The organism is Variovorax sp. LjRoot84 (assembly GCF_964254305.1).
In the GTDB taxonomy this organism is placed as follows: Bacteria; Pseudomonadota; Gammaproteobacteria; order Burkholderiales; family Burkholderiaceae_C; genus Variovorax.
The window spans coordinates 6,066,620-6,090,197 of sequence record NZ_CAXUTE020000001.1 but is presented as its reverse complement, the minus strand read 5'-3'; the positions used below and the strand labels follow the sequence as shown (position 1 = coordinate 6,090,197).

The window sequence follows — 23,578 nt, the reverse complement described above, 5'->3', positions numbered from 1 at the left end:
ACATGCGGAGTCGGCATCGGCGCATTGGCATCGTGCGCGCGACGCATAGATTCGCGTTCGCGCTCAGGGGAGCATCGCGGCCGCCAGATCCAGAGCGGAAAGCACGCCGAGACTGCCGCACTTCAGGATCCTGCCTCATGTCTTCGACGCGTTTGTGCGCCCTTGCGGCAGCCGTGGCCGGCGCCGGCTTCTTCGTTGCCACCCCGGCGCTGGCCGAGCCTTCGCCGGCCCTCGACCGCTTCAGCCTCTCGGTCGGCGCCTTCAATGCCGACCCCACCTTCAACGCCTCGCTGAACACGCCCTTCGGCCGGCTGGACCCGGGCGACCTCAAGGGCAGCGACGTGACCATGCCGCGCATCACGGCCGACATCCTGCTGGGCGACAGCCAGGGCCTGTCGCTCGACTACTACCGCTTCAAGCGCGACTACGGCACCGGCTTCGCCAACAGCTTCGCGATCGGGCCGACCTCGATCACGGCGCTGGGCAACGTCAACCTCGACCTCAAGCTGGAGTTCGCCAAGTTTGCCTACAAGTGGTGGATCGGCTCAGGCAACACGGTGCTGGGCCTCGGCGCCGGCGTCGCGTACTACCGGGCCAGCCTGGACAGCAACGCCCTCGCAGGCGTGAACGGCGCGACCGCGACCTTCAGCCAGCGCGACAGCGACGACGCCTTCGCGCCGCTGCTCGAGATCGGCGTGCGCCATGCCATCACGCCCGACCTGCGCCTGTTCGCCGATGCCTCGGGCGTGCGCAAGGGCGGCAGCGGGCTGCACGGCCATATCTACAACGCGGCCCTCGGCGTCGAGTGGTTCCCGGTCAAGAACGTCGGCCTGGTCCTGTCCTACGGCGTGAGCGAGATCGATCTCAAGCGCGACATCGACAGCATCAGCAGCACCGCGCGCCTGAAGGTCAGGCTGCAAGGGCCCTCGGCCTTCCTCAAGGCGCGCTTCTAGAGACGCTCGAAGGCGTGCAGCAGTTGCGCGCCCGCCTCGGCCAGCGTGCCGTCGTTGCGGACCTCGATGGCATGCGCCGGCGGCTTGAATGCCAAGGCGCGCCGCACGCGGGCATCGACCATCTCCGGCGTCTCGCGCCCGCGCGCCAGCAGGCGCTGGCGCAGCACGTCGATGCTGGCGGTGACGTGCACAACAGTCAGATGCGGAAACCTCGACAGCGCCTGCGGCAGGTAGGCGCGCGATCCGTTCACGATCACCCACTTGCCCAGGTGCAGGGGCGAGAGCTCGTCGTGGCGCACGCCGTAGCGCAGGCCGTTGGCCTGCCAGTGGAGCGCGAAGGCCTGCGCGTCGCTGAGCTGCTCGAAGGCGTGCGCGCTTACGCTGTGGTGCTGCTCGTCGTCGGCCTTGGGCGGCCGCGTGATCGTGCGGCGCGCCAGGTGCACCGGCATGTGCGGCGGAAGATGGTCCTTGAGCCAGGCCAGCAGGCTGTCCTTGCCGGCGCCGGAAGGCCCCATCACATAGACCAGCCGCCCCTTCATGCGCCAAGCTCCATCTGTTCTACCAGCACGAAGTCGGCACCGGGCTTGGGTTCGGCGAACAGGGAGAGCGTGTCGAAGCGGCAGGCGGGCAAGTCGGCGAAGCGCTCGCGCGCCGCATCCTGAATGGCCTGCACGATCGACGGCGCCGCATCGCGCAGCGTTCCCGTGAGCGAGAGATGGAAGCGGAAGCGCTCCAGCACGAAGGGATAGCCCCAGCGCTGCAGCAGCGCGTCTTCCTCCTGCGTGAGGCCGGCCGCGCGGCGGCGTTCGATCTCGAACGGCGTCAACGGCGCGGCCAATGCATGCAGGCGCGTGACGCAGGCCGCGGCCACTTCGTCGATCGCGCGGCTGCCGCCCTCCGGCACCAGCGCCAGAAAATCGTCGAGCATCGCGACCTTCAATGCGGGCATCGTGAAGGGCTCGAAGTCCTCGCAGAGGCCGTGCAGGCCGGCGCGCAGCCTCTCGACGTCGACGCCCGGCGCCAACGCGAAAGGCGCCTTGAGCGTCGCATGCCAGCCATAGCGCCGCGGCGCCTTCGTCAGCCGATGCAGTTCGGGCGCGGGCACGCCGGGCAGCGGTGCCTGCGGCAACGGCTCGAGCCGCGAGGCGCAGCGCCCGAGCCAGCGCCTGCCGGCGCGCCACCAGGCGCTGTCGGCGCGGGGCGCGAAGTAGACGGCGTAGCGATGCACGGGATCACTCGTCATGCGTCACCGTGAGCGTGACGCGATCGCCCGCAAACCAGGTCCGCGCGAACTCGATGGGCACGTCCGCGGTGTCCACGTTGACGCTCTCGACGAAGAGCACCGGCCGCGCGGCCGGCTGCCGCAGCTGGGCCGCCACCTCGGCCTCGGGCATCTGCGCCGTGATGCGGCTCTCGTGCCGCGTGTAGTCGTCGATGCCATGTGCGGCAAAGGCCGCGGTGATGGAGCCGGTCTCGCGCACCACCTCTTCGAGCTGCTCAAAACGCGGCAGCGGAAAGAAGCGCTCGCTGATGTGCAGCGGCTGCTGCTCGGCCTCGCCCAGCACCTGCAGCCGCAGCAGCGTGCTGCGCGCGGGCACCTGCAGCGCGCGTGCCTGCGCGGCCGTGGCACGCACGGTGCTCGACGCGAGCACGCGCAAGGCGCCGCGCATGCCTGCCAGCGCCATGCTCTGGTGATGACGCGTGCGCTTGGCCAGCACCAGGTCGACCGCGAACTCCTCCACGTAGGTGCCGCTGCCCTGCGTCACGCGCAGCAGGCCCTGGCTGCTCAGGCTGGCGAGCGAACGGCGGATGGTGTGGCGATTGACGCCGAACTGCTCGGCCAGCGCGTGCTCCGAGGGCAGGCGCTCGCCCGGCGGGTAGATGCCGCGGGCGATCGATTCGGCCAGCTCGGCCGCGATGCGGGTCCAGAAACTGTCGCGCGCCGTGCGCGCCGGAAGCGAGTCGGGAGAAGTCGTGATGGCTGTCATGAAAGCTACATGCGTGCGCCCTAAGCTGGCGCCAGTTGTTCGATTTGTCTATACAACTTTCCCAGATTAACACCCCCATGTTTCATGCCTTTGACAACCACCCTTCGAGCCGGCCGCCGAGCCGCGCGCAGTGGATGGCCGTGCTGGCGCGGGCGCCGCTCTCGCTGCTGGAGCCGGCGCTCGGCGAGCACGCCCAGCGCACGCCGCAGTGGCTGCGCGCGCCCGAGACGGGCCTCATGATGGTCCAGGGCCGCGCCGGCGGCACGGGCGAGCGTTTCAACCTCGGCGAGGTCGCGGTCACGCGCTGTGCGCTGCGCCTGCATGGCGTCGCGCACGAAGGCGCGGCGGTCGGCGTCGCCTATGTGCTGGGCCGCTCGCACCGGCAGGCGCAGCTGGCGGCGGTGGCCGATGCGCTGCTGCATGACCCGGCGCAGCAGGACGCGCTCGATGCGCAACTGCTCGCGCCCGTGCGCCAGCACCTGGCCCGCGAGCGCGCCGAGCGCCATGCGCGTGCGCAGGGCAGCAAGGTCGAGTTCTTCACCGTTGCGCGCGAAGCCGGCGGTGCCGATGGAGACGAAGAGGAGAACGCATGAGACGCCGGGCCGCTCCCAAGTCGAATAGCACCGCAGCGCACAGCGCGGAGGTTACCCAATGAACACCACCACAGATCTCTCCAAGGTCGGCGTGGGTTTCTCGGATCTCGCGCTCGGCAGCCAGGCCGTGTTCCGCGCCGCATTGGAAGCCCTCTCGCACCCGGGCCGCATCGTCGACCTGCCGCACGATGCCGAAGTGCCCAGGCACGGGCATGCGGCTTCGGCCGCGCTGCTGCTCGCGCTGCTCGATCCGGATTGCAAGCTCTGGCTCTCGCCAACGCTGGCCAAGAGCGATGCCGCGGCCTGGCTGCGCTTTCATTGCGGCTGCGTGATCGTCGACGATCCGGGTGAGGCGCAGTTCGCCTGGATCGCCGGCGGCGACGAAGCGCCCGCACTCGACCGCTTCGCGCAGGGCAGCGACACCTACCCCGACCAGTCGGCCACCTGCGTGGTGGACGTGCCCTCGCTGGCCGACGGCGCCGACGCCGAAGGCTGGACGCTGCGCGGGCCGGGCATCCGCACGGAGACGCGCTTGTGCGTCGACGGCTTGCCGCAGGAGCGCGCCGAAAAGCTGATCGCCCAGCGCGCCGCGCAGCAGGCGGCCTTCCCGCGCGGCGTCGACCTGTTCCTCGCCACCGAGCACCAGATCGTCGGCCTGCCGCGCACCACCCACATCGAGCTGGAGCACTGAGCATGTACGTTGCCGTCAAGGGTGGCGAAGCCGCCATCCTCCACAGCTTGCGCCTGCTGGCCGAGCAGCGCCGCGGCGACCCGGCCACGCCGGAGCTCTCGGTGCAGCAGATCCGCGAGCAGCTCAAGCTCGCGGTCGACCGCGTGATGACCGAGGGCTCGGTCTATGACCCCGAGCTCGCCGCGCTCGCGATCAAGCAGGCCTCGGGCGACCTGGTCGAAGCCATCTTCCTCTTGCGCGCCTACCGCGCCACGCTGCCGCGCCTGGGCACCAGCGTGCCGCTGGACACCGCGCGCATGCAGCTCGACCGCCGCATCTCCGCCACCTTCAAGGACCTGCCCGGCGGACAAGTGCTGGGCCCGACCTACGACTACACGCAGCGCCTGCTCGACTTCACGCTGCTCGCGAGCGGCGGCGGCGCAACAGGCCAGGCTGCCCCAGCAGCAGCGCCTGCCGACACACCCGCCGTCACGCCGCGCGTGGTCGACCTGCTCAACCACGAAAGCCTGATCGAGACCCGCCCCGTGCCCCCGGGCGATCCGGCCCCGGTGGACCTGACGCGCGAGCCGCTGCGCTTTCCGGCCGATCGTGCGACGCGGCTGCAGAATCTCGCGCGCGGCGACGAAGGCTTTCTGCTTGCGATGGCCTACTCCACCCAGCGCGGCTATTCGCACAGCCATCCCTTCGTCGGCGAGATCCGCTTCGGCAGCGTCGCGCTCGAGATCGAACCCGAGGAGCTGGGCTTTGCGATCTCGATCGGCGACATGGAGATCACCGAGTGCGAAATGGTCAACCAGTTCGCCGGCAGCAAGACCGAGCCGCCGCAGTTCACGCGCGGCTACGGGCTGGCCTTCGGCCACAGCGAACGGAAGGCGATGGCGATGAGCCTGGTCGATCGCGCGCTGCGCGCCGACGAGCTCGGCGAGGCGGTCGAATCGCCGGCGCAGATGCAGGAGTTCGTGCTCTCGCACAGCGACAGCCTCGAAGCCTCCGGCTTCGTGCAGCACCTGAAGCTGCCGCACTACGTGGACTTCCAGTCCGAACTGGAACTGGTGCGCCGCATGCGCAGCGCGTCCGCACGGGGAGACGACGAATGAGCGCCGCCCGGCCGCCCGAAGGCGCTCGCCCCCTCCTTCAGGAGGGGGTGCGCGAAGTACACGAAGTGACAAGCCTGGGGGAGGTTGCCCAATGACAGACACGAACATCAACTTCGCCTACCTCGACGAGCGCACCAAGCGCATGATCCGCCGCGCCATCCTCAAGGCCGTGGCCATCCCCGGCTACCAGGTGCCCTTCGGCTCGCGCGAGATGCCGCTGCCCTACGGCTGGGGTACCGGCGGCATCCAGGTCACGGCCGCGGTGATCGGCCCCAAGGACGTGCTCAAGGTCATCGACCAGGGCTCCGACGACACCGTCAACGCGGTCAACATCCGGCGCTTCTTCGAACGCACCACCGGTGTCGCGACCACCACGCGCACGCAGGAGGCCACGCTGATCCAGACCCGCCACCGCATCCCCGAGGCGCCCTTGGCCGAAGGCCAGGTGCTGGTCTATCAGGTGCCGGTGCCCGAGCCCATGCAACGCCTGGAACCGCGCGAGACCGTCACGCGCACGCTGCACGGGCTGGCCGAGTACGGCCTGATGCACGTCAAGCTCTACGAGGACATCGCGCGCTACGGCCATATCGCGACCACCTACGACTACCCGGTGCTGGTGAACGAGCGCTACGTGATGTCGCCCTCGCCCATCCCCAAGTTCGACAACCCCAAGATGCACATGAACCCCGCGCTGCAGCTCTTCGGCGCCGGCCGCGAGAAGCGCATCTATGCCGTGCCGCCCTACACCGCGGTCGAAAGCCTGGGCTTCGAGGACCATCCCTTCGAAGTGCAGCGCTGGGACGCAGCCTGCGCGCTGTGCGGCGCCACCGACAGCTTCCTCGACGAGGTCATCACCGACGACAGCGGCACACGCATGCATGTGTGCTCCGACTCGGACTACTGCCAGTCGCGGCAGCAAGCGCTGAGTCCGGCGATGCCGGCACAGCAATTGGAGGAGGTCGAATGAAGAGCGCCACCCTCCCCCTGCTGCGCGTGCGCGGCATCGGCAAGCGCTACGGCGATCGCGTCGCGCTGGCCGACGCCTCCTTCGACCTCTGGCCCGGCGAAGTGCTGGCCGTGGTCGGCGAGTCGGGCTCCGGCAAGACCACGCTGCTCGATGCGGTCGCGGCCCGCAGCCGGCCCGACGAGGGCAGCGTGCAGTTCCACACGCGCAGCGGCGGCCTGCAGGAGGTCTTTGCGATGAGCGAGGCCGAGCAGCGCCTGCTCGCGCGCACCGACTGGGGCTTCGTGCACCAGAACGCGGCCGACGGCCTGCGCATGGATGTCTCGGCCGGCGCCAACGTCGGCGAGCGCCTGATGGGCCTCGGCGAGCGGCACTACGGGCGCCTGCGCGCTACCGGATCGGAATGGTTGCAGCGCGTCGAGATCGATCCGCAGCGCATCGACGATGCGCCGCGCACCTTCTCCGGCGGCATGCGCCAGCGCCTGCAGATCGCGCGCAACCTGGTCACCCGGCCGCGCCTGGTGTTCATGGACGAGCCGACCTCCGGCCTCGACGTCTCGGTGCAGGCCCGCCTGCTCGACCTGCTGCGCCAGCTCACGCGCCAGATGCAGCTCGCCGCCATCGTGGTCACGCACGACCTCGCGGTGGCCCGGCTGCTCGCGCACCGCATGATGGTGATGCAGAAGGGCCGCGTGGTCGAAGCCGGCCTCACCGACCAGGTGCTGGACGACCCGCAGCATCCCTACACCCAGCTTCTCGTTTCCTCGGTATTGCAACCGTGACCGCGCCCCTTCTTCAACTGCGCGGGGTGGCCAAGCGCTTCACCCTCCATCAACAGAACCATCTCGAGCTCTCGGTGTTCGAGGGCCTCGAGCTCAGCGTCTCGGCCGGCGAATGCGTGGTGCTCGACGGCGCCTCGGGCCTGGGCAAGAGCACGCTGCTCAAGCTCATCCATGCCAACTACCGCGCCAGCGCGGGCCGCATCACGGTGCAGCCGCCGGGCGGTGCGCCGGTCGAGGTGACCGAGGCCGATCCGCGCGAGCTGGTGCGCCTGCGCCGCGACACCATCGGCTACGTGAGTCAGTTCCTGCGCGTGATCCCGCGCGTGCCGGCGCTCGACGTCGTGGCCGAGCCGCTGGCCGAGGATGCGGGCGACGACCCCGCCGCCCTCGAAGCCGCGCGCGAGGAAGCGCGCAAGTGGCTCACGCGCCTTTCCATTCCCGAACGCCTGTGGCATCTGCCGCCCGCCACCTTCTCGGGCGGCGAGCAGCAGCGCATCAACATCGCACGCAACATGATCAAGCCCAAGCCGCTGCTGCTGCTGGACGAGCCGACCGCTTCGCTCGATGCGGCCAACACGCGCACCGTGATCGAACTGATCCGCGAAGCCGCGGCGCGCGGCGCCGCGATGGTCGGCATCTTCCATGACGCGGAGGTCGGCGCCGCCGTGGCGACACGCCGCGTCAACGTCGCCGACTTCAGGAGTCCCGCATGAACACCGTCTTCAAGAACGCGCGCATGGTCCTGCCCGGCGAGGTGGTGCGCGGCAGCCTCTCGGTCGCGGACGGCCGCATCGCGGCGCTGCACAACGGCCATACGGGCGTGGCCACCATCGACCTCGAGGACGACTACCTGCTGCCCGGCCTGGTCGAGGTCCATACCGACAACTTCGAGCGCCACCTGATGCCGCGCCCCAAGGTGCAGTGGGCCGAGCTGCCGGCCCTCCTGGCGCACGATGCCGAGGTGGCGGCCGCAGGCATCACCACCGTGTTCGATGCGCTCGGCGTCGGCGAGTCCGACACCGAAAGCCTGCGCGGCAGCACCTGGACCAAGACGCTGGCCACGCTCGACAACTGCACCGCCCAGGACCTGCTGCGCGCCGACCACCACCTGCACGTGCGCTGCGAACTGCCGGCGCCCAACACCATCGAGCTCTTCGAGCCCTTCCATGGCCATCCGCGCGTGTCGCTGATCTCGCTGATGGACCACACGCCGGGCCAGCGCCAGTGGGAAAACCTCGAGGTCGCGCGCATCTACTACACCGGCAAGAAGGGCTGGAGCGCCGAGAAGTTCGAGCGCCAGGTCGCGCATGCCGCCACGCTGCAGGCCCAGTACGCCGAGCCGCACCGCCGCCACTTCGTCGACTACTGCCGCGCGCACGGCATCGCGCTCGCGAGCCACGACGACACCACCGTCGCGCACGTCGAGCAGGCCCATGCCGAAGGCGCGAGCATGTCCGAGTTTCCGACCACGCTGGCCGCCGCGGGCGCGGCGCGCGAGCGCGGGCTCTCCACCGTGATGGGCGGGCCCAACGTCGTGCGCGGCGGCTCGCATTCGGGCAACGTGGCGGCCGCCGAGCTGGCGCGCCACGGCCTGCTCGACATCCTCTCCTCCGACTACGTGCCGAGCAGCCTGCTCGGTGCCGTGATGCGGCTGGTGGAGGACGAGATCCTCACGCTGCCGCAGGCGGTGGCCACCGTCACCCGCGCACCGGCCAAGGCCACCGGCCTGCACGACCGCGGCGCGATCGAGCCCGGCCTGCGTGCCGACCTGGTGCAGGTGCGCATGGCCGAGCTGGCGGATGGCTCGCGGCACGCGGTGGTGCGCGGCGTGTGGCGCGAAGGGCGCCGCGTGCTTTAGGTGCGATTCGCCGCGCTGCTTCGCGGCGCCACGGCGGCGCCCTCGATGCCGTGCCGCTTCAGCGCGTCTGCAACGAAGCCGGAGGCCTTCATCTCCTCGATGAAGCCGCTGAGCCAGGCCTGCGCAGCGGTCCGGCCCTTCGGCACCCCCATGGCCTGCTCGATGACCATGAAACGCCCGGGCAGCAGGCGCACGCCGCCCACGCGCTTGGTGTCCGCTTCCAGCTGCTGCTTCACGCCCGCGGCCACTTCGAGGTTCTGCGCCAGGAACATGTCGGTGACTGCTGGCGAGGTCGGGGCGCGCACCAGCGTGGCGGTCTTCAGCTCGCGCGTGAGGAACAGGTCGTAGGCGCTGCCGCGGCCCACCACGACGCGGGTGCCCGTGCGGTCAACCTCCGCGTTGCCTTGCAGCGGCGAGCCGTTGCGCACCAGGTAGGCGCCTTCGATGATCACGTAGGGCGCGGTGTATTCCATGTCCGCTGCGCGCACCGGGTCGATCGCCACGAAGGCCAGGTCGACCTGTTGCGCCTTCACGGCTTCCACGACGTTGCCGGCGGAGTTGAACTGCACCAGCTCGACGGCCAGCCCGAGACGGCGTGCCGCCTCGCGCGCAAGGTCCACCGACACGCCACGCGGCTCGCCGCCCGGGCCGCGGCTGGCCAGGATCGGGTTGCCGAAATTGATGGCGGCGCGCAGCTTGCCGGTGGCGCCGAGCTGCGCGATGGCGCCCGCTGGCGGATTGGACCGGGTGCTTGCGCAGCCGGCCAGCACCAGCGCGCTCGCGGCACAGAAGGCGCGGCGCGTGGCGGCCATCAGAAGTCGACCTTCTGGCCCGGCTCCGGCACCAGCACGCGGGTGGCGGACGCGGCGCCGAGCGCGGAAGAGAACTCGGCGGGCGTGCCGCGAAGCAACGGGGACGTGCCGTAGTGCATGGGGATCGCGTACTTCGGCTTGATCATGTCGCGCACCGCCGTGGCGGCATCCTGCGGTCCCATGGTGAAGTGGCCGCCGATCGGGATCAGCACGAGGTCGGGCTTGTAGGTCTCGCCGATCAGCCGCATGTCGCCGAACAGGCCGGTATCGCCCATGTGCCAGATCTTGAAGCCGTTCTCCAGTTCGATGATGTAGCCCACCGGCTCGCCGCCGTAGTGCGTCTCGTCCTTGTCCGTGGCGGGGTTCTTCCACGCCAGCTCGGAGGCGTGCTCGGCGTGGACCGCCGTGATCTTCGGGCCTGTGGCGCCGAAGGGCGCGACGGTGCCGCCTTTGCCGAAGCGCTGCACCAGCGCCGCAGGCAAGATGCCGAGGGTGACGATGCTCTGGCCCATGCCGCCTGCGTTGTAGAGGGGCGCGTTGTGCATCCTGGCCAGCGCGGGGGCGTCGGCGAAATGGTCGGCGTGGGCATGCGTCACGAGGATCAGGTCGACCTTGCCCACCGCGTTCAACTGCTTGTATGGAGGCGGTGTCTTCGGGTTGGTGATGAGCCAGGGGTCGACCACGATGACCTTGCCGCCGGGCGTGGTGATGCGCATGGTGGACTGCCCGAGCCAGAGGACTTCCGCCTTGCCGGAGGCGATGCTGCCCGGTGCAGTGGGCTGCAGCGCCGGCGGCGCCTGCGTGACGGTGCCCGCGCACCCGGCGAGGCCGGCTGCGAACGCGGTAGCCAGAAGAAGGGAAACGAATCTTTTCATGTGCTTCTCTCTCTTTCTTTCTTTGATGAATGAACTACCGGTCCACGCCACGAGCAGCCTAGGGGCGCGCCAGGGCCGTGAGCGTGCGAACGTCTCCTGCCTCGCCCAGCGCCCAGCATCCGGCCAGCAGCGTCGAGCTGCGCTGCGCGCCGACGACCGCATCGGCCAGGCCGTGGAACTTGCGCGCCAGGTCCTCGTCGCTCATCGGCCGCTGCAGCGAGCCGATCGCGTGCTCGACGAACACGTGCTCGCGCCGGCCATCGGTGAGCACCGCGGTCACGTCGGCGCTCGCCTCGTCGATCTTGTCGTCCACCGTCGCGACCACCTTGCGGCGCAGCGCGACCACGTCGGGGCGCGTCACGATGGCGTCCGCGAACTCTTCCTCGGCCGCGCGCCCGAACAGCAGGCCCGCGGCACACCCGTGGTAGACGCTGAACTTGCCCTGCAGGCCGTCGGCCGGCTCCTTCTTGCCGGTGAGCTCCAGCACCAGCGAGTGGACCTTGAGCTCGATGCGCTCGATCTGCTCCGGCGCGATGCCGCGCTCGCGCAGCTGCACGCAGGCGTCGATGCTCGGATGGATCACGATGCCGCAGGCAAAGGGCTTGTAGCTGTTGAAGGAGATCTCGAAGCGTTCGCCCAGTTCGTCCGTGACTTCATTCCATGCGCACTTGGTCGACACCACCTGCGCCCAGCCGCGCGGCGCCTCGATCGCCTTCGGGCTCGCGGTATAGCCGTGCTTGGCCATCAGCGCGGCCATCAGGCCGGCGCGCGCTGCGCCGCCGGGATGGAAGGGCTTGGTCATGGTGCCGAACTGCTCGCGCAGGCCGACCGGTTGCGAGGCGGCGATGCCGAGTGCCATGGCGGTCTTCTCCGCATCGAGGCCCAGCAGACGAGCACAGCCGGCCGCAGCGCCCAGCATGCCGGTGGTGCCGGTGATGTGCCAGCCGCGGTCGTAGTGCTCGGGGTAGACCGTGTTGCCCAGGCGGCAGGCGACGTCGATGCCGAGCACCAGCGCGTCGAGCACAGTGCGGCCGCTCGCGCCAGTGTGCTCGGCAAGCGCCAGCACCGCAGAAGCCACCGGGCCGGCCGGGTGAATGATGGTCTTCAGGTGCGTGTCGTCGAAATCGAAGGTGTGCGAGCTGATGCCGTTGAGCAACGCCGCGCTTGCGATGTCGACCTTCTCGGCGCGGCCGAGCACGGTGGCCTGGGCAGCGGGCTGCAGCATCTGCACCGCGGCCAGCGCGGCTTCGACGGCTTCGTGGCGCGCCGCGCCGACGGCGCAGCCGAACCAGTTGAGGAAGGTGCGGTGCGCCTCGTGGTCCACCGCGTCGCTCCAGCCGCGCGATGGATGGTTGGCCACGTACTCGGCGAGGATGCGCGTGACGGGCGGGGCGTTGTGGTCGGCGGCGACCTGGGTATTGCGGGCCATGGGTGAAATGTCTTGCGGAGTGGTTGAAAGAAAAAGGGGTAAGCGCGCGCTAGTTGTCGAGCTGGATGTTGCGATCGCGGGCGAGTTTGGTCCAGCGCGCGATGTCGGCGCGGATGTAGTCGCCGAACTGCTGGGCGCTCATGGGCATGGGTTCGACGGCCTCGATCGAGAGCTTCTCCCGCAGGTCCGGCGCCTTCAGTACCGCGTTGAGCGATTCGTTGAGCTGGCGAACGATGTCGGCAGGCATGCCGGCCGGGCCGACCACGCCGTACCACTGCATGGCATCGAAGCCCTTGAGGCCGAGCTCCTCGAGCGTCGGCACGTCCGGCAGCGCCGGGTGGCGCGTTGTACCAGTGACGGCCAGCGGGCGCACGCGCTGCGACCGGATGTGCGGCATCGCCGCGGCCAGGCCCGGGAACATGGCTTGCGTCTGGCCGCCCACCAGGTCGGTGAAGGCCGGCGCGATGCCGCGGTAGGGCACGTGCAGCATGAACGCGCCGACCTGCTGCTTGAAGAGCTCCATGGTCAGGTGGGTGAGCGATCCCGCGCCGGCCGAGCCGTAGCTGATCTTGCTCGGATTGGCCTTCGCGTAGGCAACGAACTGCTTGAAATCCTTGGCCGGCACGTCGGCGTTGACCACCAGCACGTTGGGCGTGCCGCCGATCATGCCGATGGGCGTGAAGTCCTTGACCGCGTCGTAGGGCAGCTTGCGCGTGGCCGGGCTGGTGCCGTGGGTGGCGACGTAGCCCTGCATCAGGGTGTAGCCATCGGCCGGCGCGCGCGCGGTGTTCTGCGACGCGATCACGCCGCCGCCGCCGGCCTGGTTGTCCACCACGAAGGTCTGGTTCAGGGCCTTGCCCCAGCGCTCGGTCACGGTGCGGCCGACCATGTCGCTGCCGCCGCCCGCGGACACCGGCACGATGTAGCGGATGGGCTTGTTCGGGTAGGCCTGGGCATGCGCCAACCGCGGCAGCCCGATCAAGGCCGGCGGGAGGGCGAGGACGAAGGTGCGTCGTTGCATGGTTTGCTCCTTGAGTTGTCTGGGAAGGAGGGTTCGGCGGCTCAGCGCACCGCACCCTGAAGCCGGACGTAGGCATCGCCGACGTGGCGCGCCATGAGCTTTTCGCAGCGCGCGACATCGCCTTCCCGAAGCGCGCGGGCGATCGCCACGTGCTCGGCGATCGATACGGTCATCCCGGTGTCCCGCGAAAGGTTCTTCAGCCGCGACAGGTGCAGCTTCTGCACCACGCCGCGGTAGGTGTTGGCCAGCGCCTGGTTGCCCGCGGCCTCCACGATCGCCCAGTGGAAATGCAGGTTCTCGCGGTAGTAGCGCTGAACGTCCTGCGCGGCAGCGGCGGCATTCATGGCGGCGATGGAGGCATCGAGCGCATCGGCCAGCGCGATGCGCGGCAGGGCGTCGAGTCGCGCCGCGCGCCGCCCTGCAAAGCCATCGAGCAGCCCGCGCATCTCGTAGAGGTCGCGCACCTCGTCCGCGCTCGGCTCGCGCACGAAGACGCCGGCGTGCTTGCGTGCCACCACCAGGCCGGTGCTTTCGAGTTCGCGCAGGGCTTCGCGCACCGGCACGCGAGAAATGCCGAGCCGGCCGGCGACGTCGGGCTCGTTGATGCGCTGACCCGGTAGCAGTTCGCCCCGCAGGATCATGGAAAGCATGTCGTCGCGGGCCAGTTTGGCCAGCGGGATATCGCGCACGGTCGAGAGGCGGTCAGGGGCCGGATCGGCGAGCCAGGGCAACATGCAAGGTCCTTCGTAGGTCGGCATATCGTATACGAGTGTCTTTCAATATGTCCACTCTTTCAATAAAAGTGTTGACACTTTATCGATCGATGAAAACAATTCACCCCATTCAAGGCCATCAAATTCCCGTCGAATGCCACACCTGCCTGCTTCCTCCGCCCTGCAACGATTCCGCGTGATCGACCTGACGCAGGTTCGCGCCGGCCCCACCGCCTGCAGGCAGCTCGCCGACTGGGGCGCCGACGTTATCCAGGTCCAGATGCCCGAGCACATGCGCGGCGACGACACCCTGGGCGGGCAGGACGGCTCCGACTATCAGTACACGCATCGCAACAAGCGCTCGATCACGCTCAACCTCAAGGAAGAAGAAGGCGTCGCCACCCTGAAGCGCCTGATCGCCGGCGCCGACGTGGTGGTCGAGAATTTCCGGCCGGACGTCAAGTTCCGCCTCGGCATCGACTATGAGACGCTCGCGGCGGACAACCCGGGCCTGGTCTACGCCAGCATCTCCGGCTTCGGCCAGACCGGCCCGCTGGCGAAACGGCCGGGCTTCGACCAGATCGCGCAGGGCATGGGCGGACTGATGTCGGTGACCGGCCTGCCGGGCGACGGCCCGGTGCGCGTCGGCATCCCGATCGCCGACCTGTGCGCCGGGATCTTCGCGGCGCAAGGCATCCTGGTGGCCTTGCTCGAGCGCGATTCCTCCGGTCGCGGCCAGTGGCTTCACACCTCGCTGTTGGAGTCGATGGTCTACATGCTGGACTTCCAGACCTCGCGCTACCTGATCGACGGCGAAGTCGGCGTGCAGGCCGGCAACTTCCATCCGACCAGCATTCCGACGGGGGTCTACAAGGCACGCGACGGCTATCTCAACATCGCCGTGTTCGGCTCCAAGATCTGGGAGCGCTTCTGCAACATCCTCGGCGCGCCCGAATGGATCAGCGACGAGCGCTACCACGACAAGGCGGGGCGTTCGCTCAACCGCGATGCGCTCAACGCCGAGATCAACCGGCGCCTCGCCGCGCGCGACCGCAGCCACTGGATCGAAGAGTTCAATGCCGGCGGCGTGGCCTGCGGCCTCATCAGCGACATGCGCGAAGTCTTTGCGGAGCCGCAGGTCCGGCACCTGGGCATGGTCAAGGAGGTGGTCTCGCCCCGGCTTGGGCCCCAGCGGCTGGTCGGCCAGCCGATGCAGCTGGAGCGCACGCCCAGCACCATTGCCCGCGCTGCCCCGCGGCGCGGAGAACACACGGAGGAAGTCCTGCTCGAACTCGGTATCGGCCGGGACGATCTCGCCCGCATGAAAGCGACCGGAGTCTATTGATGTCGAATCCCGTCTACGAATCCAGCACCAAACGCGTGCAGACCTGGCTCGACGCCAGCACGCTGCACATCCGCTTCAACAACCCGGCGCGGCACAACGCGCTCTCGGTCGACATGTGGGAAGCCGTGCCGCGGCTGCTTCGCATGGCACAGGACGACGACCGGGTGCGCCTGGTCGTCTTCTCCGGCGCGGGCGAGAAGGCCTTCGTCTCGGGCGCCGACATCTCGCAGTTCGAGGACATGCGCGCCGCGCGCGAGGCCGTGGCGCGCTACGAGGCGATGGCCGAAGAGGCGCTGATGAGCATCCACGACTTCGCCAAGCCGACGCTGGCCTGCATCCGCGGCTACTGCATCGGTGGCGGCGTGAACGTGGCGATCAGTTGCGACATCCGCATCGCGTCCGAGGACTCGGTGTTCTCGATTCCGGCGGCGCGGCTGGGCCTGGGCTACCGCTATTCCGCGATGAAGAACCTGGTCGATCTGATCGGCCCGGGCGCGGCCAAGGACCTGTTCTTCACCGCCCGGCGCATCGATGCCGCGGAGGCCAAGTCGCTCGGCCTCGTGACGCGCGTGAGCGCGCCGGCCGTGCTCGACAAGCTGCTGGCCGAGTACACCGGCGCCATCGCCGAGAACGCGCCGCTGACCGTGGCGGCGGGCAAGGCGATCACGCGCGAGATCCTCAAGCCCTCGCCGGCGCTGGACGAGGCCCTGTGCGCATCGCTGATCCGCGGCTGCTTCGAGAGCGCCGACTACACCGAAGGCCGCACCGCCTTCATGCAGAAGCGCAAGCCGGTCTTCACCGGCCGCTAGCCACCGGCCGCTAGCCGTCCACGAAAAACCAAGGAGACACCATGCAGTCGTACTGGATGCAGATGAGCGATGCGGCAACGCTTCTGGAACTGCGCGAGGTTGCCGTGCCGCAGCCGGGCCCGCAGCAGTTGCTGTTGCGCATGCACGCCGCGTCGCTCAACCGCGGCGAGTTCGTGGCCGGCCATGGCCTGCACGGCGCAGCCGGCAGCTGGAAGGCGATCGGCGGGGAAGGCGCCGGCGAGGTCGTTGCCGTCGGGGCGGAAGTCACCCGCTTCAGGCCGGGGGACCGGGTCATGGGCCGCTGTGCCGGCGCGTTCGCCGAGTTCGCGCCCATGGAGGAGGCCGAGGCGATGGCTGTGCCATCCGGGCTGTCGTGGGACGAGGCCGCCAGCGTCGCGCTGACCTTCCTGGTTTCCTACGACATGCTGGTGCTGCAGGGCCGGCTCCAGGCCGGCGATTGGGTCCTGATCAATGGCGTGTCTTCGGGCGTGGGGGTGGCAAGCCTCCAGCTGGCCAAGGCGCTGGGCGCGAAGGTCATCGGCACCTCGGGCTCGGCCGACAAGCTGGCCTCGCTGCAGCCGCTCGGCCTGGATGTCGCCATCTGCACGCGCGCGCCCGACTTCGCTGCCGCGGTGATGGAGGCGACGCAACAGCACGGCGCGGACCTGGTCGTCAACACGGTGGGCGGCACGGTCTTCGCAGAGAACATTCGCGCCATGGCTTTCGAAGGCCGGCTCGCCACCGTGGGCTATGTCGACGGCGTGGTGCACGCCGAGCTCGACCTCGCCGCCCTGCATGCGAAGCGGCTCACCGTGTTCGGCGTGTCCAACAAGCTGCGCAGCAAGGCGCAGCGCGCAGCGGCGGTGCCCGCCTTCGTGGCGGAGGTGCTGCCGCACATCGCAGCAGGCCGGATCAGGCCGCGGATCGACCGGGTCTTCGACTTCGCCCGCCTGGAAGAAGCCAAGGCACGCATGGAATCCGGCGGCCATGTCGGAAAGATCGTCCTGCGCATGCCGGCCGCGGCCTGATTCCCAAGAACACAAAGGAGACAAGCAGATGAGAACCAAGAGCCTCGTCCTGGCATGGGGTCTGTGCGCGTTCGCGTGCGCCGCCTGGGCGCAGCCCGCGGACTATCCGAGCAAGCCGATTCGCCTCGTGATCGGTTTTGCCCCGGGTGGTGCGGCCGACTACGTGGCGCGCGCCATGAGCGAAGCGCTCGGCAAGGCGCTCGGGCAGCCGGTGGTGGTCGACAACAAGCCGGGCAACGGCTCGAGTATCGCGGCGGACCTGGTGGCCAAGTCGGCGCCCGACGGCTACACGCTGCTGATCGCGAGCCCCAGCAGCATCTCGGTGAATCCGGCGCTCAATGCCAAGCTGCCGTACTCGGCACGCGACCTCAAGGCCGTGACCAAGATGACCACCTCGCCGCTGGTGCTGGCGGTCCACCCGGCGACCGGCATCCGCTCGGTCGCCGACCTCATCGCGGTAGCCAGGAAGGACCCCGGCAAGCTCAACTACTCGACCTCCGGCAACGGCTCGGCACCGCACCTGGGCGCCGCGCTGTTCAGCCAGGTGACCGGCGCGGAAATGACGCACATCCCGTACCGCGGCGGCAGCCTGGCGATCCAGTCGGTGATGGCGGGCGACACGCAGCTGACCTTCGGCACCTCGCCCTCGGTGCTGCCGATGGCCAACGGCGGCCGGCTGCTCGCGCTGGCCGTCAGCACGCGCGATCGTTCGCCGCTGGTGCCCGGGCTGCCGGGCATGAAGGAGGCCGGCCTGCCCGACTACCACCTCGAGTTCTGGTATGGCATGTTCGTGCCGGCCGCGACGCCGCCGGCCATCGTCCGGAAGATCTACGACGCGACCATCAGTGCGATGCAGCAGTCCTCGGTCAAGGCCTCGTTGGCGCGCGACGGCACCGAGGTGTCCGTCTCCGCATCGCCCGAGCAGTTCGACAGCTTCCTCGCCGAGGACGGCAAGTTCTGGGTCAAGCTGGTCAAGAGCGCGAACGTCAAGGTCGAGTGAGAGGCCGCGCGGGGAAGCGTCCACGACCAGGTCAGAAGTTAGGATTGCGCATGCCCCCGCCCTCTTCAAGCACCCGTGGCTCCGCCCTGTCGGAAGCCATCGTCAACGAGCTCAAGCAACTCATCTACACCGGCGAGTTCAAGCCGGGTGAGCGGTTGAACGAAGCGGCCCTGGCCCTGCGCATGGGCACCAGCCGCGGGCCGATCCGCGAAGCCATCAAGGTGCTGGCGGGGCTGGGCATCGTCAATGCCGTCACCAACCGCGGCGTGTACGTGCGGCAGTTGTCGCTGCGCGAGATGGTCGAGATCTACGAGCTGCGTGCGCTCGTGTTCGGCTATGCGGCCGACCGGGCCTGCGAGCATCTGACCGAAGAGCACAAGAAGCAGTTCGAGGACCTGCTCGCGGCGATGGACGCCGCCTGCGATGCGGAAGACGGCACGCTCTACTACGAGCTGAACCTGCAATTCCACGCGCTGATCCTCACGCTTTCGAACAACCGGCGCGCCTACCAGGCCTACGACGACTACGTGAAGGAATTGCACCTGGTGCGGCGCAAGTACTTCAATGCGCCGGGCAACATGCGCCGCTCGAACGTGGAGCACCGCGCGATCTACGAGGCGATCGCGGCATCGAACCGCACGCGCGCGCGCGCGGCGGCGGAACGTCACGTATTGGCCGGGCGGGCGCGGCTGCTGTCGAACTTCGAGGAGCAGCTGCCGGGCGCCTGACGCAGTTCAGGAACGTGCCGTCTTTCGCCCCTTCGCTTCCGCAGCCTGCAGCTCCTTCGCAGTCAGCACGTAGGCCGGGTTGTTGACCAGGCGCTTGAGAGCCAGGTCGATGAAAGCCCTGACGCGCATGGGCTGGGCGGTGCGGCTTCCGTAGTAGATGAAGGTGCTGGAGCGATCGGCCACGTGCCTGGTCAAGAGCGGCACCAGGCGGCCGGCGCGAATGTGCGGCGCAGCGGCGACGCTGGTCAGGAGCCCGAGGACGTGGCCGGCCAGCACGGCTTCGGTCTCCAGCGGCTCATCGTTGACGCACAACGCAGGCACCACGTGGTGCTCGACGATGCTGTCTTCCACCTTGACGTACCAGGGCATGAGCGTGCCGTTGCGCGGACGGCGAAAGACGCTGCAGCGGTGCGCGGCGAGCGCGTCGAGGTTGTCCGGCGCGCCATGGCGGGCCAGGTACGCCGGCGCCCCGCAGATGATGAGCTGCAGCGGAAACAGCTTGCGTGCGATGACGCCCTCGGCCGGCGAGGGCCCGACGCGAAAGCCGACGTCGACGCGGTCTTCGACCCAGTTGCCGATGCGGTCGTCCAACTGCACGTCGGGCTGCACTTCCGGATGCAGCCGGCAGAACTCGTCGAGCACCGGCCACAGCACGGGCGCGAAGACCGAATGCGGGCCGACGATGCGCAGCGGCCCGGCGATCTCGTCCTTGGCCTGACGCGCCATGTGAAGGGCGCGCTGCATGCCGACCAACGCCGGCTGCGCGGCCTCGAGGAACTGCCGGCCCTCGTCGGTGAGCGACAGGCTGCGCGTCGTGCGGTGAAACAGCCGCACGCCGAGGTGCTGCTCCAGCTGCGCCAGGGCCTGGCTCGCCGCCTGCGGCGTCATCCCCTGGGCGGCGGCAGCCTGGCGCAGGCTGCCGAGCTCGGCAGCCTTCGCAAAGGTCGCGATGGAACGCAATTCATTGATCGGCATGGAGCGCCCTTTCTCCATCGATTATCAACAGCAACTTGTCAGTCCTTCAAGGTTGCGCGGTCTATTCGGCTAGCAGGTGCAGACCTAAAGTGCCTTCATCAAGGAGTGCTACGCCATATGAAAACCCCCGATGTGTTCACGATTTCCCGGCGCGGCCTGCTGAAGGCCGGTGCGGCATCCGCCTCCGTCCCCGCGATGGCGGGGGCGGTCGCCGCCGCGCCCACGCGCGCAGCCAGCGGGCCGAGCCCTTCGACCGTGACGCTGAGCGTCAACGGCAAGACGCGCCGCCTGGTGCTGGACACCCGCACGACCTTGCTCGACGCGCTGCGTGAGCATATTCATCTGACCGGAACCAAGAAGGGTTGCGACCATGGCCAGTGCGGCGCCTGCACGGTGATGGTCGATGGCCGGCGGATCAATTCGTGCCTGACGCTCGCCGTGATGCACGAAGGTGCCAAGGTGACGACGATCGAAGGCCTCGGCACGCCCGCCAAGCTGCACCCGATGCAGGCGGCCTTCGTCAAGCACGACGGCTACCAATGCGGCTACTGCACGCCGGGGCAGATCTGCTCGGCCGTGGGCATGCTGGGCGAGATCGCCCAGGGCATACCGAGCCATGTCAGCGCCGATCTCACGGCCAGCCCCCAACTCACGACCGTCGAGTTTCGCGAGCGCATGAGCGGCAACATCTGCCGCTGCGGCGCCTACAGCAATATCGTCGAAGCGATCTCCGAAGTCGCGGGGGTGAAGGCATGAGAGCCTTCAGCTACGAGCGCGCGAGCTCGCCTGCGCAGGCGGTGGCGGCGGCTGCGCGCGAACCCGGCGCGCGCTTCATCGCAGGCGGCACCAACCTGCTGGACCTGATGAAGCTGGAGATCGAGACGCCCGGCCATCTGATCGACGTCAACGGCCTCGGCTTCGACAAGATCGAGAGCACGTCCGACGGCGGCCTGCGCATCGGTGCGCTGGTGCGCAACACGGACCTTGCCGCGGACCTGCGCGTGCGGCGCGACTACGGCCTGCTGTCGCGCGCACTGCTCGCGGGCGCATCGGCACAGTTGCGAAACAAGGCGACCACCGCGGGCAACCTGCTGCAGAGAACGCGCTGCCCTTACTTCTACGACACGAACCAGGCCTGCAACAAGCGCCAGCCCGGCAGCGGCTGCTCGGCGATCGGCGGTGTCAGCCGGCAGCATGCGGTGGTGGGCGCGAGCGACGCATGCATCGCGACGCATCCCAGCGACATGGCGGTCGCCATGAGGGCGCTCGATGCGAGCGTCGAGACGACGCGCCCGAACGGGTCGCGCCGCACCATCCCGATCGCGGACTTCCACAAGCTTCCCGGTGCCACGCCGCATGTCGAGACGGCGCTCGCGCCCGGCGAACTGATCACCGCGGTCACGCTGCCCAAGCCGGTGGGCGGCCAGCAGATCTATCGCAAGGTGCGCGATCGGGCTTCCTATGCCTTCGCGCTGGTGTCGGTCGCCGCCATCGTGCAGCGCGACGGCACCGGCCGCGTGGCCCTGGGCGGCGTGGCGCACAAGCCGTGGCGCGTCGAGGCGGCCGAGGCGGAGATGCCACGCGGCGCCCGTGCCGTCGCGGCGCAGCTGTTGGCCGGCGCCAGTCCGACATCCCACAACGAATTCAAGCTGATGCTGGCCGAGCGAACGCTCGGCGCGGTGCTGGCACAAGCAAAGGCTTAAGCGATGAAGTTCGACACGCCCGCAACCACCAACCCGATCGACCAACTCAAGGTCGTCGGCAAGCCCGTCGACCGGATCGATGGCCGACTGAAGACGACGGGCACCGCCCCCTATGCCTACGAACGGCACGACGTCGTTCCCAACCAGGCCTATGGCCATGTGGTCGGCTCGGCCATTGCCAAGGGTCGGATCGCCTCGATCGACCTGAGCCGCGCCAAGGCAGCGCCCGGCGTGCTCGCCATCGTCACCGCAGACAACGCCGGGAAGCTCGGCAAGGGCAGCTTCAACACCGCCAAGCTGCTCGGCGGGCCCGAGATCGAGCACTACCACCAGGCGATCGCGCTGGTGGTCGCGGAGAGCTTCGAGCAGGCCCGCGCGGCCGCCCAGCTGGTTCGCGTCGACTACGTCAAGGCACAAGGATCGTTCGAGCTCGCGGCCGTCAAGGACGCCGCGGCCAAGCCCCCGCGCATCACCGCCGGCGCGCCGGACACCGCCGTGGGCGACTTCGCGGGCGCATTCGCCGCCGCGCCGGTTCAGCTCGACGAGAGCTACACCACGCCCGACGAGGCCCACGCGATGATGGAGCCGCCTGCGTCGATCGCGGCCTGGAACGGGGACAAGCTCACCCTCTGGACCTCGAACCAGATGATCGACTGGGGCGCGAGCGAGATGGCGAAGACGCTCGGCATCGACAAGGCGAACGTCCGCCTCATCTCGCCGTTCATCGGCGGCGGCTTCGGCGGCAAGCTGTTCCTGCGAGCCGACGCGCTGCTGGCTGCGCTCGGCGCGCGGGCCGCGAAGCGCCCGGTGAAGGTTGCGCTGACGCGGCCCTTGATGTTCAACAACACGACGCACCGGCCCGCGACGATCCAGCGCGTTCGCATTGGCGCCACTCGCGACGGCCGGATCACCGCCATCGGCCACGAGAGCTGGTCGGGCGATCTGCCGAGCGGCAAGCCCGACGGCGCGGTCCACCAGACCCGCCTGCTCTATGCCGGCGCCAACCGCATGACGGCCACGCGCCTCGCGGTGCTCGATCTGCCCGAAGGCAATGCGATGCGCGCGCCGGGTGAGGCCACGGGCATGATGGCGCTCGAGATCGCGATCGACGAAATGGCCGAGAAACTCGGACTCGACCCCGTCGAGTTCCGCATCCGCAACGACACCCAGGTCGATCCCGAGAATCCCGAGCGGCCCTTCTCGCAGCGCCGGCTGATCGAGTGCCTGCGCGGCGGCGCCGATCGCTTCGGATGGAGCAAGCGAGATCCGCAGCCGGGCAAGACGCGTGAAGGCCATTGGCTGATCGGCATGGGCGTCGCCGCGGCGTTTCGCGGCAACCAGGTCACGAAGTCGGCCGCGCGCGTGCGGCTCGACCGTCGCGGCGTCGTGACGGTGGAGACCGACATGACCGACATCGGCACGGGCAGCTACACGATCATCGCGCAGACCGCTGCAGAGATGATGGGCGTGCCGCTCGACAAGGTGGTCGTGCGCCTTGGCGACTCTTCCTTTCCGGTGTCTGCGGGCTCCGGCGGGCAATGGGGCGCCAACTGCTCCACTTCAGGGGTGTATGCGGCTTGCGTGAAGCTTCGCGAAGCGGTGGCGCAGGCGCTCGGCCTCGACGCGACGGATGCGGTGTTCGCAGACGCACAGGTCCGCTCGGGCGGACGCAGCGTGCCGCTGGCGCAGGCGGCCGGCGAGAAGGGCCTCGTGGCCGAGGACACGATCGAGTTCGGCGATCTCGACAAGAAGTACCGGCAGTCGACCTTCGGCGCGCACTTCGTCGAAGTCGCCGTGGACGCTGCAACGGGAGAGACGCGCGTGCGACGCATGCTCGCCGTCTGCGCCGCCGGCCGCATCCTGAACCCCAAGACCGCGCGCAGCCAGGTCATCGGCGCGATGACCATGGGCGTCGGCGCGGCACTGACGGAAGAGCTCGTGATCGACAAGCGCGTCGGCTTCTTCGTCAACCACGATCTGGCCGGCTATGAAGTGCCGGTTCACGCCGACATTCCCCATCAGGAGGCGATCTTCCTCGATGAGACCGATCCGATCTCGTCGCCGATGAAGGCCAAGGGCGTCGCCGAACTCGGCATCTGCGGGGTGGCCGCGGCCATTGCGAACGCGATCTACAACGCGACCGGCGTGCGGGTGCGCGACTACCCGGTCACGCTGGACAAGCTGCTCGCCAAGATGCCTTCGCTCGCGAGCTGA

The 23,578-nt window shown here is 69.1% G+C and carries 25 protein-coding genes; 16 read left to right on the top strand and 9 right to left on the bottom strand.

What is annotated here, in order from left to right; all coding sequences use genetic code 11:
• The first annotated feature begins 137 nt into the window (after positions 1-137).
• Positions 138-953, top strand: a complete 816-nt coding sequence (locus ACSQ9I_RS30030) for a hypothetical protein (protein ID WP_436315606.1) — start codon at positions 138-140, stop codon at positions 951-953.
• Here ACSQ9I_RS30030 and phnN read toward each other — a convergent pair.
• The 3 genes from phnN to phnF are packed head-to-tail and all read right to left on the bottom strand — an operon-like array spanning position 950 to position 2,941.
• A complete protein-coding gene (gene phnN / locus ACSQ9I_RS30025) occupies positions 950-1,492 on the bottom strand; it encodes a phosphonate metabolism protein/1,5-bisphosphokinase (PRPP-forming) PhnN (protein ID WP_436315605.1) in 543 nt (180 codons plus the stop codon). The two genes, ACSQ9I_RS30030 and phnN, sit on opposite strands and share 4 nt — an antisense overlap.
• Entirely contained in the window at positions 1,489-2,196 is a 708-nt protein-coding gene (locus ACSQ9I_RS30020) for a DUF1045 domain-containing protein (protein ID WP_436315604.1), read from the bottom strand. The genes phnN and ACSQ9I_RS30020 overlap by 4 nt, the downstream gene beginning before the upstream one ends.
• Positions 2,186-2,941: a phosphonate metabolism transcriptional regulator PhnF gene (gene phnF / locus ACSQ9I_RS30015; protein ID WP_436315603.1), complete on the bottom strand. Its 756-nt coding sequence runs from the start codon at positions 2,939-2,941 to the stop codon at positions 2,186-2,188. Before phnF ends, ACSQ9I_RS30020 begins: the two co-directional genes overlap by 11 nt.
• Positions 2,942-3,018: 77 nt before the next feature.
• Between phnF and phnG the strand changes: the two genes are divergently transcribed.
• The 7 genes from phnG to ACSQ9I_RS29980 all read left to right on the top strand — a co-directional run bounded on the left by phnG (position 3,019) and on the right by ACSQ9I_RS29980 (position 8,926).
• A complete protein-coding gene (gene phnG / locus ACSQ9I_RS30010; protein ID WP_436315602.1) occupies positions 3,019-3,534 on the top strand; it encodes a phosphonate C-P lyase system protein PhnG in 516 nt (171 codons plus the stop codon).
• A 58-nt stretch (positions 3,535-3,592) separates the two neighbouring features.
• Entirely contained in the window at positions 3,593-4,225 is a 633-nt protein-coding gene (gene phnH / locus ACSQ9I_RS30005) for a phosphonate C-P lyase system protein PhnH (RefSeq protein ID WP_436315601.1), read from the top strand.
• Between the two features lie 2 nt (positions 4,226-4,227).
• Positions 4,228-5,322 (top strand): carbon-phosphorus lyase complex subunit PhnI, encoded by a 1,095-nt coding sequence (locus ACSQ9I_RS30000; RefSeq protein ID WP_436315600.1) that lies wholly within the window; start codon positions 4,228-4,230, stop codon positions 5,320-5,322.
• A gap of 91 nt (positions 5,323-5,413) precedes the next feature.
• The gene (locus ACSQ9I_RS29995) at positions 5,414-6,289 is read left to right on the top strand and encodes an alpha-D-ribose 1-methylphosphonate 5-phosphate C-P-lyase PhnJ (protein WP_436315599.1); all 876 of its coding nucleotides are present in this window, start codon (positions 5,414-5,416) and stop codon (positions 6,287-6,289) included.
• Positions 6,286-7,068 carry a phosphonate C-P lyase system protein PhnK gene (phnK, locus tag ACSQ9I_RS29990; protein ID WP_436315598.1) on the top strand — a complete coding sequence of 261 codons (783 nt, stop codon included), beginning with the start codon at positions 6,286-6,288 and terminating at the stop codon, positions 7,066-7,068. Before ACSQ9I_RS29995 ends, phnK begins: the two co-directional genes overlap by 4 nt.
• Positions 7,065-7,781, top strand: coding sequence for a phosphonate C-P lyase system protein PhnL (gene phnL, locus ACSQ9I_RS29985; protein ID WP_436294195.1), 717 nt, complete (start codon positions 7,065-7,067; stop codon positions 7,779-7,781). The genes phnK and phnL overlap by 4 nt, the downstream gene beginning before the upstream one ends.
• Positions 7,778-8,926 (top strand): alpha-D-ribose 1-methylphosphonate 5-triphosphate diphosphatase, encoded by a 1,149-nt coding sequence (locus tag ACSQ9I_RS29980; protein WP_436315597.1) that lies wholly within the window; start codon positions 7,778-7,780, stop codon positions 8,924-8,926. The genes phnL and ACSQ9I_RS29980 overlap by 4 nt, the downstream gene beginning before the upstream one ends.
• Here ACSQ9I_RS29980 and ACSQ9I_RS29975 read toward each other — a convergent pair.
• The 5 genes from ACSQ9I_RS29975 to ACSQ9I_RS29955 are packed head-to-tail and all read right to left on the bottom strand — an operon-like array spanning position 8,923 to position 13,797.
• Positions 8,923-9,738, bottom strand: coding sequence for an ABC transporter substrate-binding protein (locus ACSQ9I_RS29975; RefSeq protein ID WP_436315596.1), 816 nt, complete (start codon positions 9,736-9,738; stop codon positions 8,923-8,925). The genes ACSQ9I_RS29980 and ACSQ9I_RS29975 overlap by 4 nt on opposite strands.
• A complete protein-coding gene (locus tag ACSQ9I_RS29970) occupies positions 9,738-10,613 on the bottom strand; it encodes a metal-dependent hydrolase (RefSeq protein ID WP_436315595.1) in 876 nt (291 codons plus the stop codon). Before ACSQ9I_RS29970 ends, ACSQ9I_RS29975 begins: the two co-directional genes overlap by 1 nt.
• Before the next feature lie 58 nt (positions 10,614-10,671).
• On the bottom strand, positions 10,672-12,042 hold the full coding sequence (locus ACSQ9I_RS29965) for an MmgE/PrpD family protein (protein ID WP_436306113.1): 1,371 nt from the start codon (positions 12,040-12,042) through the stop codon (positions 10,672-10,674).
• A 49-nt stretch (positions 12,043-12,091) separates the two neighbouring features.
• Positions 12,092-13,063 (bottom strand): Bug family tripartite tricarboxylate transporter substrate binding protein, encoded by a 972-nt coding sequence (locus tag ACSQ9I_RS29960; protein ID WP_436315594.1) that lies wholly within the window; start codon positions 13,061-13,063, stop codon positions 12,092-12,094.
• Positions 13,064-13,104: 41 nt separating this feature from the next.
• The gene (locus ACSQ9I_RS29955) at positions 13,105-13,797 is read right to left on the bottom strand and encodes a GntR family transcriptional regulator (protein WP_436310170.1); all 693 of its coding nucleotides are present in this window, start codon (positions 13,795-13,797) and stop codon (positions 13,105-13,107) included.
• Between the two features lie 133 nt (positions 13,798-13,930).
• On the opposite strand from ACSQ9I_RS29955, the gene ACSQ9I_RS29950 reads away from it, so the two are divergent.
• From ACSQ9I_RS29950 to ACSQ9I_RS29930, 5 genes are read left to right on the top strand one after another with little or no spacing between them, the layout of a single operon-like run.
• Complete coding sequence (locus ACSQ9I_RS29950) at positions 13,931-15,121, top strand: CaiB/BaiF CoA transferase family protein (protein WP_436315593.1); 1,191 nt, start codon at positions 13,931-13,933, stop codon at positions 15,119-15,121.
• On the top strand, positions 15,121-15,930 hold the full coding sequence (locus tag ACSQ9I_RS29945) for an enoyl-CoA hydratase (RefSeq protein WP_436315592.1): 810 nt from the start codon (positions 15,121-15,123) through the stop codon (positions 15,928-15,930). The genes ACSQ9I_RS29950 and ACSQ9I_RS29945 overlap by 1 nt, the downstream gene beginning before the upstream one ends.
• Before the next feature lie 41 nt (positions 15,931-15,971).
• Positions 15,972-16,958, top strand: coding sequence for a zinc-binding dehydrogenase (locus tag ACSQ9I_RS29940; protein WP_436315591.1), 987 nt, complete (start codon positions 15,972-15,974; stop codon positions 16,956-16,958).
• A 28-nt stretch (positions 16,959-16,986) separates the two neighbouring features.
• Positions 16,987-17,958 carry a Bug family tripartite tricarboxylate transporter substrate binding protein gene (locus ACSQ9I_RS29935; protein WP_436315590.1) on the top strand — a complete coding sequence of 324 codons (972 nt, stop codon included), beginning with the start codon at positions 16,987-16,989 and terminating at the stop codon, positions 17,956-17,958.
• 50 nt (positions 17,959-18,008) lie between these two features.
• On the top strand, positions 18,009-18,686 hold the full coding sequence (locus tag ACSQ9I_RS29930; protein WP_436294204.1) for a GntR family transcriptional regulator: 678 nt from the start codon (positions 18,009-18,011) through the stop codon (positions 18,684-18,686).
• A gap of 6 nt (positions 18,687-18,692) precedes the next feature.
• On the opposite strand, the gene ACSQ9I_RS29925 is transcribed toward ACSQ9I_RS29930, so the two are convergent.
• On the bottom strand, positions 18,693-19,661 hold the full coding sequence (locus tag ACSQ9I_RS29925) for a LysR family transcriptional regulator (protein WP_436315589.1): 969 nt from the start codon (positions 19,659-19,661) through the stop codon (positions 18,693-18,695).
• A 117-nt stretch (positions 19,662-19,778) separates the two neighbouring features.
• Here ACSQ9I_RS29925 and paoA point away from each other — a divergent pair, with 117 nt between their 5' ends.
• Genes paoA through paoC form a run of 3 tightly spaced genes read left to right on the top strand, consistent with a single transcriptional unit; the run spans position 19,779 to position 23,578 of the window.
• On the top strand, positions 19,779-20,417 hold the full coding sequence (gene paoA, locus ACSQ9I_RS29920) for an aldehyde dehydrogenase iron-sulfur subunit PaoA (RefSeq protein ID WP_436315588.1): 639 nt from the start codon (positions 19,779-19,781) through the stop codon (positions 20,415-20,417).
• Positions 20,414-21,364, top strand: a complete 951-nt coding sequence (locus ACSQ9I_RS29915; protein ID WP_436315587.1) for an FAD binding domain-containing protein — start codon at positions 20,414-20,416, stop codon at positions 21,362-21,364. The genes paoA and ACSQ9I_RS29915 overlap by 4 nt, the downstream gene beginning before the upstream one ends.
• Positions 21,365-21,367: 3 nt before the next feature.
• Positions 21,368-23,578 (top strand): aldehyde oxidoreductase molybdenum-binding subunit PaoC, encoded by a 2,211-nt coding sequence (paoC, locus tag ACSQ9I_RS29910; protein ID WP_436315586.1) that lies wholly within the window; start codon positions 21,368-21,370, stop codon positions 23,576-23,578.

Excerpts from the sequence above, each read along its gene's own strand:
- phnG (WP_436315602.1), top strand. The coding sequence starts at position 3,019 with ATGTTTCATGCCTTTGACAACCACCCTTCGAGCCGGCCGCCGAGCCGC.
- ACSQ9I_RS29955 (WP_436310170.1), bottom strand. The coding sequence starts at position 13,797 with ATGTTGCCCTGGCTCGCCGATCCGGCCCCTGACCGCCTCTCGACCGTG.
- ACSQ9I_RS29935 (WP_436315590.1), top strand. The coding sequence starts at position 16,987 with ATGAGAACCAAGAGCCTCGTCCTGGCATGGGGTCTGTGCGCGTTCGCG.
- phnK (WP_436315598.1), top strand. The coding sequence starts at position 6,286 with ATGAAGAGCGCCACCCTCCCCCTGCTGCGCGTGCGCGGCATCGGCAAG.
- paoC (WP_436315586.1), top strand. The coding sequence starts at position 21,368 with ATGAAGTTCGACACGCCCGCAACCACCAACCCGATCGACCAACTCAAG.
- ACSQ9I_RS29995 (WP_436315599.1), top strand. The coding sequence starts at position 5,414 with ATGACAGACACGAACATCAACTTCGCCTACCTCGACGAGCGCACCAAG.
- ACSQ9I_RS30020 (WP_436315604.1), bottom strand. The coding sequence starts at position 2,196 with ATGACGAGTGATCCCGTGCATCGCTACGCCGTCTACTTCGCGCCCCGC.
- ACSQ9I_RS30000 (WP_436315600.1), top strand. The coding sequence starts at position 4,228 with ATGTACGTTGCCGTCAAGGGTGGCGAAGCCGCCATCCTCCACAGCTTG.
- ACSQ9I_RS29970 (WP_436315595.1), bottom strand. The coding sequence starts at position 10,613 with ATGAAAAGATTCGTTTCCCTTCTTCTGGCTACCGCGTTCGCAGCCGGC.
- ACSQ9I_RS29930 (WP_436294204.1), top strand. The coding sequence starts at position 18,009 with ATGCCCCCGCCCTCTTCAAGCACCCGTGGCTCCGCCCTGTCGGAAGCC.
- ACSQ9I_RS29965 (WP_436306113.1), bottom strand. The coding sequence starts at position 12,042 with ATGGCCCGCAATACCCAGGTCGCCGCCGACCACAACGCCCCGCCCGTC.
- ACSQ9I_RS29940 (WP_436315591.1), top strand. The coding sequence starts at position 15,972 with ATGCAGTCGTACTGGATGCAGATGAGCGATGCGGCAACGCTTCTGGAA.
- phnN (WP_436315605.1), bottom strand. The coding sequence starts at position 1,492 with ATGAAGGGGCGGCTGGTCTATGTGATGGGGCCTTCCGGCGCCGGCAAG.
- ACSQ9I_RS29925 (WP_436315589.1), bottom strand. The coding sequence starts at position 19,661 with ATGCCGATCAATGAATTGCGTTCCATCGCGACCTTTGCGAAGGCTGCC.
- phnH (WP_436315601.1), top strand. The coding sequence starts at position 3,593 with ATGAACACCACCACAGATCTCTCCAAGGTCGGCGTGGGTTTCTCGGAT.
- phnF (WP_436315603.1), bottom strand. The coding sequence starts at position 2,941 with ATGACAGCCATCACGACTTCTCCCGACTCGCTTCCGGCGCGCACGGCG.
- ACSQ9I_RS29975 (WP_436315596.1), bottom strand. The coding sequence starts at position 9,738 with ATGGCCGCCACGCGCCGCGCCTTCTGTGCCGCGAGCGCGCTGGTGCTG.
- ACSQ9I_RS29960 (WP_436315594.1), bottom strand. The coding sequence starts at position 13,063 with ATGCAACGACGCACCTTCGTCCTCGCCCTCCCGCCGGCCTTGATCGGG.
- ACSQ9I_RS29950 (WP_436315593.1), top strand. The coding sequence starts at position 13,931 with ATGCCACACCTGCCTGCTTCCTCCGCCCTGCAACGATTCCGCGTGATC.
- ACSQ9I_RS29915 (WP_436315587.1), top strand. The coding sequence starts at position 20,414 with ATGAGAGCCTTCAGCTACGAGCGCGCGAGCTCGCCTGCGCAGGCGGTG.
- paoA (WP_436315588.1), top strand. The coding sequence starts at position 19,779 with ATGAAAACCCCCGATGTGTTCACGATTTCCCGGCGCGGCCTGCTGAAG.
- ACSQ9I_RS29980 (WP_436315597.1), top strand. The coding sequence starts at position 7,778 with ATGAACACCGTCTTCAAGAACGCGCGCATGGTCCTGCCCGGCGAGGTG.
- ACSQ9I_RS30030 (WP_436315606.1), top strand. The coding sequence starts at position 138 with ATGTCTTCGACGCGTTTGTGCGCCCTTGCGGCAGCCGTGGCCGGCGCC.
- ACSQ9I_RS29945 (WP_436315592.1), top strand. The coding sequence starts at position 15,121 with ATGTCGAATCCCGTCTACGAATCCAGCACCAAACGCGTGCAGACCTGG.